Consider the following 14,265-nt stretch of genomic DNA (forward strand, 5'->3'; position numbering starts at 1 on the left):
TACCTGCATTATTTGCCGGAAGATTATTCGCTAGCCCAAAGCTGGCCTGGCCGTTTTCGTCTCCCAAATTTCCAAGATGCGAAACGCCCCGGTCTGCCGGTGGTGGTGTTTTTCTGCATATGCATTTTAGGAGAGTGGAATGGGCGGCACGCCGGAACTGAAGCTGTACAATACGCTGACGCGGGAAAAATCGGTCTTTGCCCCGATCGATGCCGAAAACGTCCGCATGTATGTGTGCGGCCCGACGGTCTATGATTTCGCCCATATCGGCAATGCCCGGCCGGTCATCGTCTTCGACGTGCTGTTCCGCCTGCTGCGCCATGTCTATGGCGAAAGCCATGTCACCTATGCGCGCAACATCACCGATGTCGATGACAAGATCAACGCGAGGGCGCTGCGCGATTATCCGGGCCTGCCGCTCAATGCGGCGATCCGGGCGGTGACGGAGAAGACCGAGAAGCAGTTTCTCGACGATGCCTTGGCACTCGGCTCGCTCGAGCCGACTGTACAGCCGCGCGCGACCGACAATATCACCCAGATGATCGAGATCATCGAGCGGCTGATTGGGCGGGGTCATGCCTACCAGGCCTCAGGCGAAGTGCTGTTCGATACGAAGTCCATGGCCGACTACGGCCAGCTTTCGAAACGCAATCTCGACGAACAGCAGGCGGGCGCGCGCGTCGCCGTCGATGCGCACAAGAAAAACCCGGGCGACTTCGTGCTCTGGAAACTGTCTGACGAAAACGAGCCCGGCTGGGAGAGCCCCTGGGGCCGCGGCCGACCGGGCTGGCACATCGAGTGCTCGGCCATGAGCGGACGCTATCTCGGCGATGTCTTCGATATCCATGGCGGCGGGCTCGACCTGATCTTCCCGCACCATGAGAACGAGATCGCCCAGTCGCGTTGCGCCCATGGCACTAACGTGATGGCGAATGTCTGGATGCATAACGGCTTCCTGCAGGTCGAAGGCCGCAAGATGTCGAAATCCGAAGGCAATTTCGTCACCATCTACGAACTTCTGCACACAGAGACATTCGCCGGCCGGCAATGGCCGGGCGAAGTGCTGCGTCTTGCGATGCTGATGACGCATTATCGCGAGCCGATCGATTTCTCCGTCAAGCGCCTGGAGGAAGCCGAGCGGCTGCTCGCCAAATGGCCGGCCGCAGAACCCGGCAATGCCAAGCCGGACGAAACGGTGCTGAATGCGCTCGCCGACGACCTCAACACGGTCGCCGCCGTCCAGGCGCTGCATGCGCTTGCCCAATCCGGCGATCCCGCCGTCTTTGCAGCCAGTGCCGCCCTGCTCGGCGTGCTGCCGAAGAAGACGGAGATCGACGAGGCCGTGGCGGCGGAAATCGATACGCGCGTCAAGGCGCGGCTCGAGCTCTTGAAAGCGAAGAATTTCGCCGAGGCCGACAAGATCCGCGACACGCTTGTCGCCGAAGGCATCCAGCTCAAGGACGGCAAGGATCCGGCAACGGGCGAGCGGGTGACGACGTGGGAGGTGAAGAAATGAACACCTATACCGGCGGATGCCAATGTGGCGCGATCCGTTTCCGGGCGCGGGGCACGCCGCCGGATTCGTCGATCTGTCACTGCCGCATGTGCCAGAAGGCGTTCGGCGCCTACTACGCACCGCTGGTCTCCGTACGCGGAATGGAATTCGAATGGACCAGAGGCCAGCGCAAGACCTTCCGGTCCTCGAATTTCGTCAACCGCGGCTTCTGCGGCGATTGCGGCACGCCGCTGACCTATGAGGCGCCTGACGGTATGGCCGTTGCGGCCGGCGCGTTCGATGATCCGTCGTTGCTGCCGCCGACCATTCAGTGGGGGGTGGAAGGCAAGATCGGTTTCGTCGATCACCTGCACGAACTGCCGGCAGAACGAACCGAGGCAGATCTCGCTGCCGGTTCCTTCCTCCATCAGATCGTGTCCTATCAGCACCCCGACCGTGATACGCCGGTCTGGCCGCCGGAGGATCACGCGTGACGGCAAAGGCTGAACAGAGCGGTGGATGCCAATGCGGCGCGGTTCGTTACAGGGCAAATGGCCAGCTCGGCTATCCACATGTCTGCCATTGCCGCATGTGCCAGAAGGCGGCCGGCAATTATTTCCTGCCGCTTGCAGGGGTGATGCGGGTCGATTTCGAGCTGACACGTGGCGAGCCGAAATGGTTCCACTCCTCCGGCCTCGTGCGGCGCGGCTTCTGCGGCGATTGCGGTACGCCGCTTTTCTACGACATTCCCGATGCCGACTCCATCAACATCACGCTCGGCTCGCTCGATGATCCGCAAGCTGTAAAGCCGGTCATGCAATCCAATCTCGACAGCAAAATGGTCTGGTTTCATGCGCTCGATGGCTTGCCCGTCGAACCGGAACCGGAAACAACCGATCGCGAGGACGGGATTGCGGCTAGCAATCATCAGCATCCCGACCACGATACATCCCAATGGCCTTCAGGAGCTCATCCATGACCGAGACGACGAGAACAGGCGGCTGCCAGTGCGGCGCCGTACGCTTCCGCATAACAGGCAAGCTCGGACGTCCGTCCATCTGCCATTGCCGCATGTGCCAGAAGCAGTTCGGCGGCTTCTTTTCCGCTCTGGTGACAGCGCCGGAAGAGGGCATGGAGTGGTCGCGCGGCGAACCGACCTATTTCCAGTCCTCGGTCAATATCGAGCGCGGCTTCTGCAGCGATTGCGGCACGCCGATGACCTATCGTCATCCGGGCGGGCTGGAGCTTGCGATCGGCACTTTCGACGATCGCAGCGATCTCGCCCCGCAGATCCAGGTCAATTACGATGCCCGCCTGCCCTGGGTCGAGACGATCTTCGACGCGCCCGTGCACAAGGATCCGGATTTTTACGCCCGGCAGGAGGCGATCATCTCCTTCCAGCATCCCGACCACGATACCGCTGTCTGGCCCGCAAAAGGCGTGAAGATATGACTGGAGCGATGCGCACACTCTATCCGGAAATCGAACCCTATGCTTCCGGCCATCTCGATGTCGGCGACGGCCATGTGATCTATTGGGAGCGCTGCGGCAAGCCGGGCGCCAAGCCGGCGGTCTTCCTGCATGGCGGTCCGGGCGGAGGCATTTCACCCGCCCATCGCCGTCTGTTCGATCCTGATCTTTATGACGTGCTGTTGTTCGACCAGCGCGGCTGCGGCAAGTCGACCCCACATGCAAGCCTCGAGGCCAACACGACCTGGCATCTCGTTGCCGATATCGAGCGGCTGCGCGAGATGGCGGGCATCGACAAATGGCAGGTCTTCGGCGGCTCCTGGGGCTCGACACTGGCGCTCGCCTATGCCGAGAAACATCCGGATCGCGTTTCCGAACTCGTCGTGCGCGGCATCTACACGCTGACGCGGGCCGAACTCGACTGGTACTATCAGTTCGGTGTCTCCGAGATGTTCCCGGACAAGTGGGAGCGCTTTGTCGCTCCTATCCCGCATGAAGAACGCCATGAGATGATGCTCGCCTATAACCGGCGCCTCACCGGTGCGGACCGGGCGGTGGCTCTGAAGGCGGCCCAGGCCTGGAGCATCTGGGAGGGCGAGACGATCACGCTGCTGCCGGAGAAATCGACCAGCGGCAAGTTCGAGGAAGCCGAGTTCGCCTATGCCTTTGCGCGCATCGAAAACCATTTCTTCGTCCATGCCGGCTGGATGGATGAGGGCCAGCTGCTGCGCGATGCCTACAAGCTGAAGGATATCCCCGGCGTCATCGTCCACGGGCGTTACGACATGCCCTGCCCGGCCAAATATGCCTGGCTGCTGCACAAGGCATGGCCAAACGCCGAGTTCCACCTGATCGAAGGCGCCGGGCATGCCTTTTCGGAACCTGGCATTCTCGACCAGCTGATCCGGGCAACGGACCGGTTCGCAGGCAAACAATAAGGCCGCAAGCGGCGACAGGAAACACCACTATGGCACGCGAAAGAATCTACCTCTTCGACACGACGCTTCGGGACGGGCAGCAGACGCCCGGCATCGACTTTTCGGTCGAGGACAAGATTGCGATTGCAAGCATGCTGGACGATTTCGGGCTCGACTATGTCGAGGGCGGTTATCCCGGAGCAAACCCGACCGATACCGCCTTCTTCGCGGAAAAGCGTACGAGCCAGGCCTCCTTCGTCGCCTTCGGCATGACGAAGCGGCCAGGTGTTTCCGTCTCCAACGATCCGGGTATCGCCGGGCTCCTGCAGGCGCGCAGCGACGCGGTCTGTTTTGTCGCCAAGAGCTGGGATTATCACGTGCAGGTGGCGCTTGGCTGCACCAACGAGGAGAATCTCGAATCCATTGCCGAGAGCGTCAAGGCCGTCGTTGCCGCCGGCAAGGAGGCGATGGTCGACTGCGAGCATTTCTTCGACGGCTACAAGGCCAATCCGGAATATGCGCTTGCCTGCGCGAAGACCGCCTATGAGAACGGCGCGCGTTGGGTGGTGCTCTGCGACACCAATGGCGGCACGCAGCCGCCGGAAGTGCGCGCAATCGTCGAGGCGGTGATCGCCTTCGGCGTGCCGGGGCACTGTCTCGGTATCCATGCGCATAACGATACCGGCCAGGCCGTTGCCAATTCGCTTGCTGCCGTCGAGGCCGGTGTCCGCCAGATCCAGGGCACGCTGAACGGCATCGGCGAACGCTGCGGCAATGCCAATCTGGTAACGCTGATCCCGACGCTGGCGCTGAAGAGCGCTTACAATACGCGTTTCGAAACCGCGATCGACGCCGAGCGGCTGACCAACCTCACCCGCCTGTCGCATGCCTTCGACGAGCTGCTCAACCGCTCGCCGGATCATCAGATGCCCTATGTCGGCGCGTCCGCCTTCGCGACGAAGGCCGGCATCCATGCCTCGGCGCTGCTGAAGGACCCGCGCACATACGAACACGTGCCGCCGGAAAGTGTCGGCAATTTCCGCAAGGTCATGGTCTCTGATCAGGGCGGCAAGGCAAACTTCATCAATGCGCTGAGGCGGCGCGGCATCGACGTCGCCAAGGATGATCCGAAGCTCGATCTCCTGATTTCGATCGTCAAGGAGCGCGAGGCCTCCGGCTATGCCTACGAGGGCGCCGATGCGAGCTTCGAGCTTCTGGCGCGGCGCACCATGGGCACAATCCCGGATTTCTTCACGATCGAAGGCTTCCGGGTGATGATCGAACGACGCTTCGATTCCCACGGGCGCATAAAGATCGTCTCCGAAGCCGTCGTGAAAATCGCCATCGATGGCCAGACGCTGATGTCGGTGGCGGAAGCGGAAGGCCCGGTCAATGCGCTCGACCTCGCGCTGCGCAAGGATTTCGGCAAATATCAGCATGAGATCGACGATCTGGTGCTCGCCGATTTCAAGGTGCGTATCCTCAATGGCGGCACCGAGGCCATTACCCGCGTTCTGATTGAATCGACCGATTCCAGCGGTGTGCGCTGGTGGACGGTCGGCGTTTCCGAAAACATCATCGACGCCTCGTTCCAGGCATTGATGGACTCGGTCATCTACAAGCTGATGAAAAACCGGCAACTTGCCGGCAAGATAGCTGCCGAGTGAGCTGGAGCATTCCGGCAAAACTGTGCTGCGGTTTGCGCACGGAATTGCTTGAAAACAAGGAGATAGAGCGTTTCCGTCTCTCGAACGAAAACGGAAATGCTCTACAGGAGGCCCCAGTCCTCCTCCGAATACCATTCGTCCTCCTGCTTCGGCATTTTCCAGCGCAGCCGTGTGACCTTCTCCATACCGCCATGCCGGAAGGTGGATTCCAGTGCCTTATAGGTCTCGATCGTCCCTGAAGCGGCATGGCCCCAGACGAAGACGGTAGGACTGAGGTAGCGGGCGCTGTATTCCGTGGCCGTGCGCCTGATCAGGAAGAAGCCGCCGCGGGCACTGCGCGGCCGCAGATTGTCGTTGCCGTCGCGGGAGGGAGCAGAGAGCGGAAAGATCAGCCGGCCGCCGACTGAGAGATTGCCGATCCAGGGATCGGCAGGCCGGTGGGTCGCGAAATTGACGTAGATCGCATCGGCAGACGATTTCGGCCATTCCAGGCCGTTGCCGCAGACAAGCTCGACATTGCCATAGGGCGCCAGATTGACGCTCGCGCGAGCGGCGAGCTCCCTGTCGTACTCGATCGCCGTGACATGGCCGTCGCCGCCGACCAGATGCGACAGCATGGCGGTGTAGTAACCGCCGCCGGCACCGATATGGCAGGCCGTTTCCCCCGGCTGCGGCGCAAGCCAGTGGAGACCGAGCGCATGAAGCGAGGGGCTGCCATTGTTGACCTGCCGTTCTTCCTGCAGCGCGACGAGGACATCCTGATAGAGGATGACGGGATCGGTTGACGGCATGTCCTGATAGCCAATTCCATTCGCCATGCGCCACGGCGGCGGGTCCAGGAAATCTTCTCTCGGCACTGTGGCAAAGACCTGCCTCAGCCGCTCGTCGTCCGCGACCCCCATCTTTGCCAGCATCTGGGCGGCATAGGCTTGCCGACAGACCGCCAGGTCAGTTTCGTCCATGCTTGCCTCTCTTCGCGTCCACGCAGGTGCTGTTCCATTCAATGAAATGAATTGGCCTATTCACGCCGCTTAAGCTAATGCGGATCAGAAACAGAACAAAGATGGAAACACCCGATGTCTGCCGATGCAAGCGCCCCCTTGATCAAGAACGAAGACAGTCCACGCGGCTTTGCCTTCGCGCTGACGGCCTATCTTCTTTGGGGCTTTCTGCCGATCTACATGAAGGCGGTCGCGCATATTTCGCCTGCCGAAGTCATTGCCCATCGTATCGTGTGGTCGCTGCCGCTTGCCGGTATCGTGCTTCTGGTGCTCGGACGCACGCAGGATATCAAGGTCGCGCTGCGCTCTCCACGCATGCTCGCCATGGCCATGATGACTGCGGCACTGATCACCGTGAACTGGGGCACCTATGTCTGGGCGATCGGCGCCGGCCATTCGCTCGATGCGGCGATGGGCTATTTTATCAATCCGCTCTTCAGCATCTTCCTCGGCGCCGTGCTCCTGAAAGAAAAACTGCAGCCGTTGCAGATTGCTGCGATCTGCCTTGCCGGCCTTGCGGTCGTCGTGCTCGCCTTCGACAGCGGCGGCATTCCCTGGGTGGCGCTGACGCTGGCGTTCAGCTGGGGCTTCTATGCCCTGTTTCGCAAGACGCTGCCGCTTGGGCCGAACCAGGGCTTCTTCCTGGAAGTGCTGATCCTCAGCCTGCCCGCCCTGCTCTACATCCTCTACCTGGAATTCGTCAGCGGCGAAGGGCACTTCTACCGCACCGGCTTTAGCGATACCGCCTTGCTGCTCGGCTGCGGACTGATCACCGCCGTACCCCTGATGATCTACGCAAATGGCGCCAAGCTGCTCCGGCTCTCGACCATCGGCATCATGCAGTATATCGCGCCGACGATGATCTTCCTCATCGCCGTCTTCGTCTTCCACGAAGAGATGGATACGGCGCGGATGATTGCCTTCCCGCTGATCTGGGCCGGCCTGTTCTTGTACAGCTGGTCGATGTTGACGACGACGCGCGGACGTTAGAGCCGCGCCCGTTTTCACGCAATTCCGGCCACCGAAGCCTTGCCCAACGTGCGGCTAGAATTGCTTGAGAGACTACATTTTCGAGATCACGTCGTCCTCGCCGTCACGGTCGGCGGCAAGCTCTGCCGCCTGCGCCATGATGGCCGGGATGATGCCCGAGATCTCGTCGATGACCAGCGGCTGCACGCGATGGGCGGTGTGCAGGAAGCCCTCGCCCGTCATGTGGCGCAGAAGCTCCATCATCGGATCCCAGAAGCCGTTGATGTTGGCAAAGACCATCGGCTTTTCGTGACGGCCGAGCTGCGCCCAGGTCATGATCTCGACGATCTCTTCCAGAGTGCCGATACCTCCCGGCAGCGCCACGAAAGCATCGGAGCGCTCGAACATCGTGTGTTTGCGCGCATGCATGTCAGGGGTTACAATAAGTTCGTTGAGCTGGCCCAGGGAATGGCGAGTCGCCTCCATGTCGATCAGGAACTCGGGAATGATGCCCGTCACCTGACCACCGTTGGATAGGGTCCCGCTGGCCACAGCACCCATGATGCCCTTTGTGCCGCCGCCGTAGATCAGGCGAAGGCCATATTCCGCGATCTCTTTTCCGAGCGCGCGGCCGGCAGCCATATGGGAAGGATCGCGTCCCGGCCGAGAGCCGCAGTAAACGCAAATGGATCGAATCGATACAGATTGTTCGGTCATAAGGGAAAAACAACTATTCCATTTCAATGCAGTCAAGAAAATTGACTGAAAAGCGACGTCCGGAGCTTGCGTATTTGCTTTGAATGCTTGTGCAAAGCAACGGGAATCGCTAGCAATTTCTGAATACTACGGCAATTTGCCGCCTTTGGAGACGCAATGATGAAAAACCGTGCCGGCTTGCTGGCCCTCGCAGTGCTCGTAATCGCAATCATACTGATGGTGTTTTTCGTCATGCCCCGGCTCGGCTCTGATGTGGCGAAGGTCGGCGACGCGATCAACCAGGCCGGCACCGAGGTCAACAACACGGTTAACGAAGCGTCTAAGACTTCCCGCTCCACCGCCGCTGACGCCGCAGAGGCCGCCCAGAAGATCGGCAGTCTCACCGCCGATGCCGTGCGGTCTCTTTCCGGCCTGAAGGCACTGTTTGCCGATGGCAAGGTGCCCGCCGCCGATGCGCTTGCAGGCGCCAAGACTGCGACTGTGAGCGCGCTGACCGCGATCGCAGATTTCGTGGCACCGGATGGCCTCGACACCACCACTGCGGGCCTCGTTTCCAGGGCGAAGGACGGTGCCGGCAAGGCGCGCGACATCATCCGGAATCTGCCCGAAAACGCCGCCGATGTGCTGGCTGCCCTGGCGCGGGCCGAAGCGGCGCTTACCGGTGCGCCGGAGCCAGCCGGCCAGCCGGCCGCAGCCAATAGCCAGAGTGCTCCGGCAGCGGATGCTGCTTCCAATACCGGCCCGAAAATCCCGGCTTTTGACGTGCTGCGGGTGGAGCCGGACGGTTCGACCGTCATTGCAGGCTCGGCCGAGCCGAATGGTAAGCTGGAGGTGCTCGATGGCGACAAGGTGGTCGTGACGACCGATGTCGACGGCACCGGTGATTTTGCTGCCGTTCTCGACAACCCGCTTCCGGCAGGCGACCACCAGCTGGTGCTGAAGGTAACCGGCAAGGACGGCAAGATCACGCTGTCCGAGGAAGTTGCGACCGTTTCCGTGCCGAAGGACGGCAGCGGCAGCGAGCTTCTCGCCATGGTTTCCAAGCCCGGCACGGCAAGCCGCATCATCACCGCGCCGAAGGCTGAGGTCGCCAGCGCCGCTCCGCCGGCTGTCAGCGACGCATCTGCGGGCAATCCGCCGACGGCCGACAACGCGCAGCCTGCGCCTAATGGCGCTCCGAGCAACCAGGTTGCGATGCAGACGCCGAATATGCCCGCAACATCAGGTGATGCGGCCAATACGGCACTTCCTGTTCCCGGTACTCAGCAGGGTACCGCTGCTGCCGATGTGATGATCACTGCCGTCGAGATCGAAGGCAACAAGATCTTCGTGGCCGGCACGGCGCGCGCCAATGCCAAGGTTATCGGTTACGCCGATGACGCGCTGATCGGCCAGGATACGGCGGAGCCGGATGGTCACTTCGTTATCAGCGGCGCGATGGATCTCCCGGTCGGCGATCACAAGATCCGTGTCGATGTCGTCGATGGCACGGGCAAGGTCCTCATCCGAGCGACCGTCAATTTCAACCGTCCGGCAGGCGATCAGGTCACGGTTGCCGCGCAGTCCGGCAACAATGCCAATGTCAATCAGGCGGCGGTGCCGCTCGACGAGGGCCAGCTCGGCAAGCTCAAGGGCGATGCGACGAAAGCCTTCGGCCTGCTGAAGGGCCTGTTCGCAGACGGCAAGGTGCCGGGAGTTGAGCAGCTTGCGGCAGCCCGCTCGGCCACCGAGTTCGCACTGCGCTCTCTCGTCGACTTCCATCCGGGCATCGATGCGACCGACGCCATCAAGCAGGCATCTTCCTCCGCCTCACATGTTGCGGCGAATGCGCTGACAATGCTGCAGAGCTTGCCAAAGGATGCCAAGTCGGTCGGCGCGGCACTCGACAAGCTCGGCGCGATCATCGCCGAACTGACGGCTCCCGGTGCCAATGTCGCGCCGATGCCCTCAAACGAGGTATCGGACGCCAGCCAGCCGAAGACGATCGAGCAGGCACCGCTGACGGCAAACAACAACGCGGTCATCATCCGCCGTGGCGATACGCTCTGGCAGATCTCCCGGCGCACCTACGGCCTTGGCGTGCGCTATACGACGATCTACATCGCCAATGAGGACAAGATCCTCAATCCGGACCGCATCCGTCCTGGCCAGGTCTTCGGCCTCCCGAAGGATGCGCTTCCGAATGCCGAGGAGCTGCATCGCAAACGGCTCTCGGGCGGACATCTCTAAATCAAAAAACGGCGGCCCATCGGCCGCCGTTTTCGTTAGGACCGACGCGCAACACCTCGCCTATAAAATCCCTATCAATGTTGTAATCCGCCATCCGGTGGCATATCTCGCGGAGGCGGCGACAGGCCGCGGCGACAGCGGCCCGCCGGGCTGGAGACACGCATGGCAAACGGCAAGACAGTTTCAGACTCCAACCTGTTGGGAACGCTCTACAATCTTTGGCCCTACATGTGGCCGAAAGACAGGCCGGATCTGAGGATGCGGGTCGTCTGGGCTTCGGTCTATCTGCTCATCTCGAAATTCGTACTGCTGCTGGTGCCCTATTTCTTCAAGTGGTCGACCGACGCGCTGAACGGCAGGATGGACCTTCAGGGCACGTTGCCGCCGCTGCTGATCGGCGCGACAGCCCTCGTCATCGCCTATAACCTGACGCGTCTCATCCAGCTCGGCCTCAACCAGCTCAGGGATTCGCTCTTTGCCAGCGTCGGTCAATATGCGGTGCGCCAGCTTGCCTACCGCACCTTCGTGCACATGCACGAGCTTTCCCTGCGCTTCCATCTGGAGCGCAAGACGGGCGGGCTTTCGCGCATCATCGAGCGCGGCACCAAGGGCATCGAAACGATCGTGCGTTTCACGATCCTGAATTCGATCCCGACAGTCATCGAATTCGTGCTGACGGCGGCAATCTTCTGGTGGGGCTACGGTTTCTCCTATCTCGCCGTTACCGCCTTTACCGTCTGGGCCTATATCTGGTTCACGATCCGCGCCTCCGACTGGCGTATCTCCATCCGCCGAACGATGAATGAGAGCGATACGGACGCCAATACCAAGGCGATCGACTCCCTCCTCAACTTCGAGACCGTCAAATATTTCGGCAACGAGGAGATGGAGGCCAAGCGCTTCGACAAGTCGATGGAGCGCTACGAGAAGGCTGCGACCGACGTGTGGACCTCGCTCGGCTGGCTGAACTTCGGCCAGGGCGTGATCTTCGGCATCGGCACGACGATCATGCTCGTGCTCTCGGCCTGGTCGGTCCAGCGCGGCGAGCACACGGTCGGCGATTTCGTCTTCATCAATTCCATGCTGCTGCAGCTTTCGGTGCCGCTGAACTTCATCGGCTTCGTCTACCGTGAAATCCGCCAGGGCTTGATCGATATCGAGCAGATGTTCGATCTTCTGGAAGTGAAGGCCGAGGTTCTGGACGCGCCCGGTGCGAAGGCGCTGGCCATCGGCCAGGGCGCCATCTCCTTCAAGGATGTGCATTTCTCCTATGATCCGGCCCGGCCGATCCTGAAAGGCATTTCCTTCGACGTGCCCGCCGGCAAGACGGTCGCCGTCGTCGGCCCTTCGGGCGCCGGTAAATCGACGCTGTCGCGCCTGCTCTATCGTTTCTACGATATCCAGAGCGGTTCCATCACCGTCGACGGGCAGGACATCCGCACCATCACGCAGAAGAGCCTGCGCTCGGTGATCGGCATGGTGCCGCAGGATACGGTTCTGTTCAACGACACCGTTGCCTATAACATCCGCTATGGCCGCCCTTCGGCTGATGAAGCCGAGGTGAAGCAGGCGGCCGAAATCGCACAGATCGGTCATTTCATCGAGATGCTGCCCGAAGGGTTCGAAACCAAGGTCGGTGAGCGCGGACTGAAACTTTCCGGGGGCGAGAAACAGCGCGTGGCAATTGCCCGCACCATCCTGAAGGCTCCGCCGATCCTCATCCTCGACGAGGCGACCTCGGCGCTCGACACGACGACGGAGCGGGAAATCCAGACGGCACTCGATGTCGTTTCCAAGAACCGCACGACGCTGGTCATCGCCCACCGCCTCTCCACCGTGATCGGCGCGGACGAGATCATCGTGCTGAAGAGCGGCGAGATCGCCGAGCGCGGCACGCATGCCGCCCTTCTCGAACAGAACGGCCTCTACGCGTCGATGTGGAACCGCCAGCGCGAGGCGACACAGGCCGAGGAGCATCTCAAGCAGGTTCGCGAGAGCGACGAGCTCGGCATCGTCAACCGGCTGGCGCCGGCAAGCTAGCTGCAGACAGGCGGAACTGTCTGTTTTATTGTTTAGAACCGATGCATCGAAGGCGGCCTGAGATCCGCGCCATTGCTCATCAGGTCGTTTTTCTGTAACCAGCGGATACGAAAAACGACAGGAGACCGGCATTCATGAGCTTGTTCGATACGGTTCGCAACACGATCGTACCGGTGCACAAGGAAGGGTATCCCTTCGTTGCCGCCTTTTTCGTCGCGTCGCTCGTATTGGGCTGGATCTTCAAGCCGCTCTTCTGGATCGGTCTGATCCTGACGCTCTGGTGCGCCTATTTCTTCCGTGACCCGGAGCGCGTCACGCCACAGGACGATGATCTCGTCATTTCGCCTGCCGACGGCAAGGTCTCTTCGATCCAGATGGTCACACCGCCCGCCGAGCTCAATCTCGGCAGTGAGCCGATGCTGCGGATCTCTGTCTTCATGAATGTTTTCAACTGCCATGTGAACCGCGCACCGATGCGCGGCCGCATCGTCAGCATCAATTATCGCCCCGGCACCTTCGTGAATGCCGAACTCGACAAGGCGAGCGAGGAGAACGAACGCAACGGCCTCGTCGTCGAGACCCGCCACGGCCAGATCGGTGTGGTGCAGATCGCCGGTCTCGTTGCGCGGCGCATCCTCTGCTTCTCGCATGTCAACGAACCGGTCGATGCCGGCGAACGTATCGGCCTCATTCGCTTCGGCTCGCGTCTCGACGTATTCCTGCCGGCGGGTGCCGCGCCGCGAGTCTCGCTCGGCCAAACGGCGGTTGCCGGTGAGACGGTCATTGCCGAATTCGCCTCGGCAAAAGGTCCGGTCATCAGCCGCCGCAGCTAATTTTCAGGAGAGCGCGATATGGAGCCACCCTTTCCGCCCTTCGAACCGAATGGCCCGAACGACGATTCGGCCCGCGGGCCGCGTCTACGCGAGATTCCGATCCGGCTTGTCGTTCCGAACCTCATCACCATCCTTGCCATCTGCGCCGGCCTGACGGGCATCCGGCTTGCCTTTGAAGCTCGCTATGAGCTCGCTGTCGCCATGGTGCTCCTCGCAGCCTTCCTCGACGGCATAGACGGTCGTGTGGCGCGGCTGATGAAGGCCACGTCGAAATTCGGCGCGCAGATGGATTCGCTTGCCGACATCGTCAATTTCGGCGTCGCCCCTGCCCTCGTGGTCTATGTCTATGCGCTCGACCAGGCGCGCTCGCTCGGCTGGATCGCCGCGCTCATCTACACGATCGCCGCCGGCCTCAGGCTGGCGCGCTTCAACGTGATGTCGGAACGCGAGAATCGCGCGGCCTGGCAATCGGAATATTTCGTCGGCGTGCCGGCTCCTGCCGGCGCGATGCTGGTGCTTCTGCCCGTCTATCTCGGTTTTCTCGGCCTCACCGCCGACCGGACCTTCGCGTTCCTCTCCTCGGGCTACACGGTCCTCATCGCCTTCCTGCTCATCAGCCGCCTGCCGGTCTGGTCCGGCAAATCCGAGAGCCGGATGCGGCGCGATCTCGTGCTGCCAGCCATGCTCGGTGTCGTGATCTACGTCGCGATGCTGATGAGCTTCACCTGGGAAGTCATGGTCGTCACCGTCTGTGCCTACCTTGTTTCGCTGCCCTTCGGCGCGCGAAAATGGAAGCGCAAATATGGCACGCTGACCATCGAAGAGCCCGGTATCGGCGAAGACGACATCGGTCGTCATATCTGAGCATTCACTTTATTAAGTAAGTATTAACGAACGTAGGTTTCAGTTAAGCCTCGCGAATTATGG

At 61.3% G+C, this 14,265-nt stretch carries 12 protein-coding genes and 1 pseudogene; 11 read left to right on the forward strand and 2 right to left on the reverse strand.

The annotated features are described in order from the left end of the window. Positions 1-139: 139 nt before the first annotated feature. The 6 genes from cysS to cimA are packed head-to-tail and all read left to right on the forward strand — an operon-like array spanning position 140 to position 5,549. Complete coding sequence (gene cysS, locus FHT93_RS31210) at positions 140-1,516, forward strand: cysteine--tRNA ligase (RefSeq protein ID WP_113202847.1); 1,377 nt, start codon at positions 140-142, stop codon at positions 1,514-1,516. Then, entirely contained in the window at positions 1,513-1,989 is a 477-nt protein-coding gene (locus tag FHT93_RS31215) for a GFA family protein (RefSeq protein WP_113013927.1), read from the forward strand. The genes cysS and FHT93_RS31215 overlap by 4 nt, the downstream gene beginning before the upstream one ends. Beyond that, a complete protein-coding gene (locus FHT93_RS31220) occupies positions 1,986-2,474 on the forward strand; it encodes a GFA family protein (protein WP_183851054.1) in 489 nt (162 codons plus the stop codon). The genes FHT93_RS31215 and FHT93_RS31220 overlap by 4 nt, the downstream gene beginning before the upstream one ends. Beyond that, the gene (locus tag FHT93_RS31225) at positions 2,471-2,947 is read left to right on the forward strand and encodes a GFA family protein (RefSeq protein ID WP_018115565.1); all 477 of its coding nucleotides are present in this window, start codon (positions 2,471-2,473) and stop codon (positions 2,945-2,947) included. The genes FHT93_RS31220 and FHT93_RS31225 overlap by 4 nt, the downstream gene beginning before the upstream one ends. Next, a complete protein-coding gene (gene pip, locus FHT93_RS31230; protein WP_183851056.1) occupies positions 2,944-3,903 on the forward strand; it encodes a prolyl aminopeptidase in 960 nt (319 codons plus the stop codon). The genes FHT93_RS31225 and pip overlap by 4 nt, the downstream gene beginning before the upstream one ends. A gap of 29 nt (positions 3,904-3,932) precedes the next feature. Then, positions 3,933-5,549 (forward strand): citramalate synthase, encoded by a 1,617-nt coding sequence (cimA, locus tag FHT93_RS31235; RefSeq protein ID WP_018115567.1) that lies wholly within the window; start codon positions 3,933-3,935, stop codon positions 5,547-5,549. 101 nt (positions 5,550-5,650) lie between these two features. On the opposite strand, the gene FHT93_RS31240 is transcribed toward cimA, so the two are convergent. After that, positions 5,651-6,511 (reverse strand): methyltransferase domain-containing protein, encoded by an 861-nt coding sequence (locus FHT93_RS31240; protein ID WP_183851058.1) that lies wholly within the window; start codon positions 6,509-6,511, stop codon positions 5,651-5,653. 114 nt (positions 6,512-6,625) lie between these two features. On the opposite strand from FHT93_RS31240, the gene rarD reads away from it, so the two are divergent. Next, the gene (gene rarD / locus FHT93_RS31245; RefSeq protein ID WP_112967978.1) at positions 6,626-7,540 is read left to right on the forward strand and encodes an EamA family transporter RarD; all 915 of its coding nucleotides are present in this window, start codon (positions 6,626-6,628) and stop codon (positions 7,538-7,540) included. Between the two features lie 72 nt (positions 7,541-7,612). On the opposite strand, the gene FHT93_RS31250 is transcribed toward rarD, so the two are convergent. After that, complete coding sequence (locus FHT93_RS31250; RefSeq protein WP_029616531.1) at positions 7,613-8,236, reverse strand: TIGR00730 family Rossman fold protein; 624 nt, start codon at positions 8,234-8,236, stop codon at positions 7,613-7,615. 156 nt (positions 8,237-8,392) lie between these two features. Between FHT93_RS31250 and FHT93_RS31255 the strand changes: the two genes are divergently transcribed. The 4 genes and pseudogenes from FHT93_RS31255 (at position 8,393) to pssA (ending at position 14,202) form a co-directional block, all read left to right on the forward strand. Beyond that, positions 8,393-10,465: a LysM peptidoglycan-binding domain-containing protein gene (locus tag FHT93_RS31255; RefSeq protein WP_183851060.1), complete on the forward strand. Its 2,073-nt coding sequence runs from the start codon at positions 8,393-8,395 to the stop codon at positions 10,463-10,465. Between the two features lie 162 nt (positions 10,466-10,627). Continuing rightward, positions 10,628-12,505 (forward strand): ABC transporter ATP-binding protein/permease, encoded by a 1,878-nt coding sequence (locus FHT93_RS31260; RefSeq protein ID WP_018115571.1) that lies wholly within the window; start codon positions 10,628-10,630, stop codon positions 12,503-12,505. A gap of 131 nt (positions 12,506-12,636) precedes the next feature. After that, positions 12,637-13,338 (forward strand): annotated as a pseudogene (locus FHT93_RS31265) (phosphatidylserine decarboxylase); the annotation flags it as partial. 18 nt (positions 13,339-13,356) lie between these two features. Beyond that, entirely contained in the window at positions 13,357-14,202 is an 846-nt protein-coding gene (gene pssA / locus FHT93_RS31270; RefSeq protein WP_018115573.1) for a CDP-diacylglycerol--serine O-phosphatidyltransferase, read from the forward strand. The last annotated feature ends 63 nt before the right edge of the window (positions 14,203-14,265 follow it).

Source organism: Rhizobium sp. BK379, from assembly GCF_014193955.1.
In the GTDB taxonomy this organism is placed as follows: Bacteria; Pseudomonadota; Alphaproteobacteria; order Rhizobiales; family Rhizobiaceae; genus Rhizobium.

Bases quoted from the DNA above. Each gene is read 5' to 3' on its own strand.
- cysS (WP_113202847.1), top strand. From the start codon at position 140: ATGGGCGGCACGCCGGAACTGAAGCTGTACAATACGCTGACGCGGGAA.
- FHT93_RS31215 (WP_113013927.1), top strand. From the start codon at position 1,513: ATGAACACCTATACCGGCGGATGCCAATGTGGCGCGATCCGTTTCCGG.
- FHT93_RS31225 (WP_018115565.1), top strand. From the start codon at position 2,471: ATGACCGAGACGACGAGAACAGGCGGCTGCCAGTGCGGCGCCGTACGC.
- pip (WP_183851056.1), top strand. From the start codon at position 2,944: ATGACTGGAGCGATGCGCACACTCTATCCGGAAATCGAACCCTATGCT.
- cimA (WP_018115567.1), top strand. From the start codon at position 3,933: ATGGCACGCGAAAGAATCTACCTCTTCGACACGACGCTTCGGGACGGG.
- FHT93_RS31240 (WP_183851058.1), bottom strand. From the start codon at position 6,511: ATGGACGAAACTGACCTGGCGGTCTGTCGGCAAGCCTATGCCGCCCAG.
- rarD (WP_112967978.1), top strand. From the start codon at position 6,626: ATGTCTGCCGATGCAAGCGCCCCCTTGATCAAGAACGAAGACAGTCCA.
- FHT93_RS31250 (WP_029616531.1), bottom strand. From the start codon at position 8,236: ATGACCGAACAATCTGTATCGATTCGATCCATTTGCGTTTACTGCGGC.
- FHT93_RS31255 (WP_183851060.1), top strand. From the start codon at position 8,393: ATGATGAAAAACCGTGCCGGCTTGCTGGCCCTCGCAGTGCTCGTAATC.
- FHT93_RS31260 (WP_018115571.1), top strand. From the start codon at position 10,628: ATGGCAAACGGCAAGACAGTTTCAGACTCCAACCTGTTGGGAACGCTC.
- pssA (WP_018115573.1), top strand. From the start codon at position 13,357: ATGGAGCCACCCTTTCCGCCCTTCGAACCGAATGGCCCGAACGACGAT.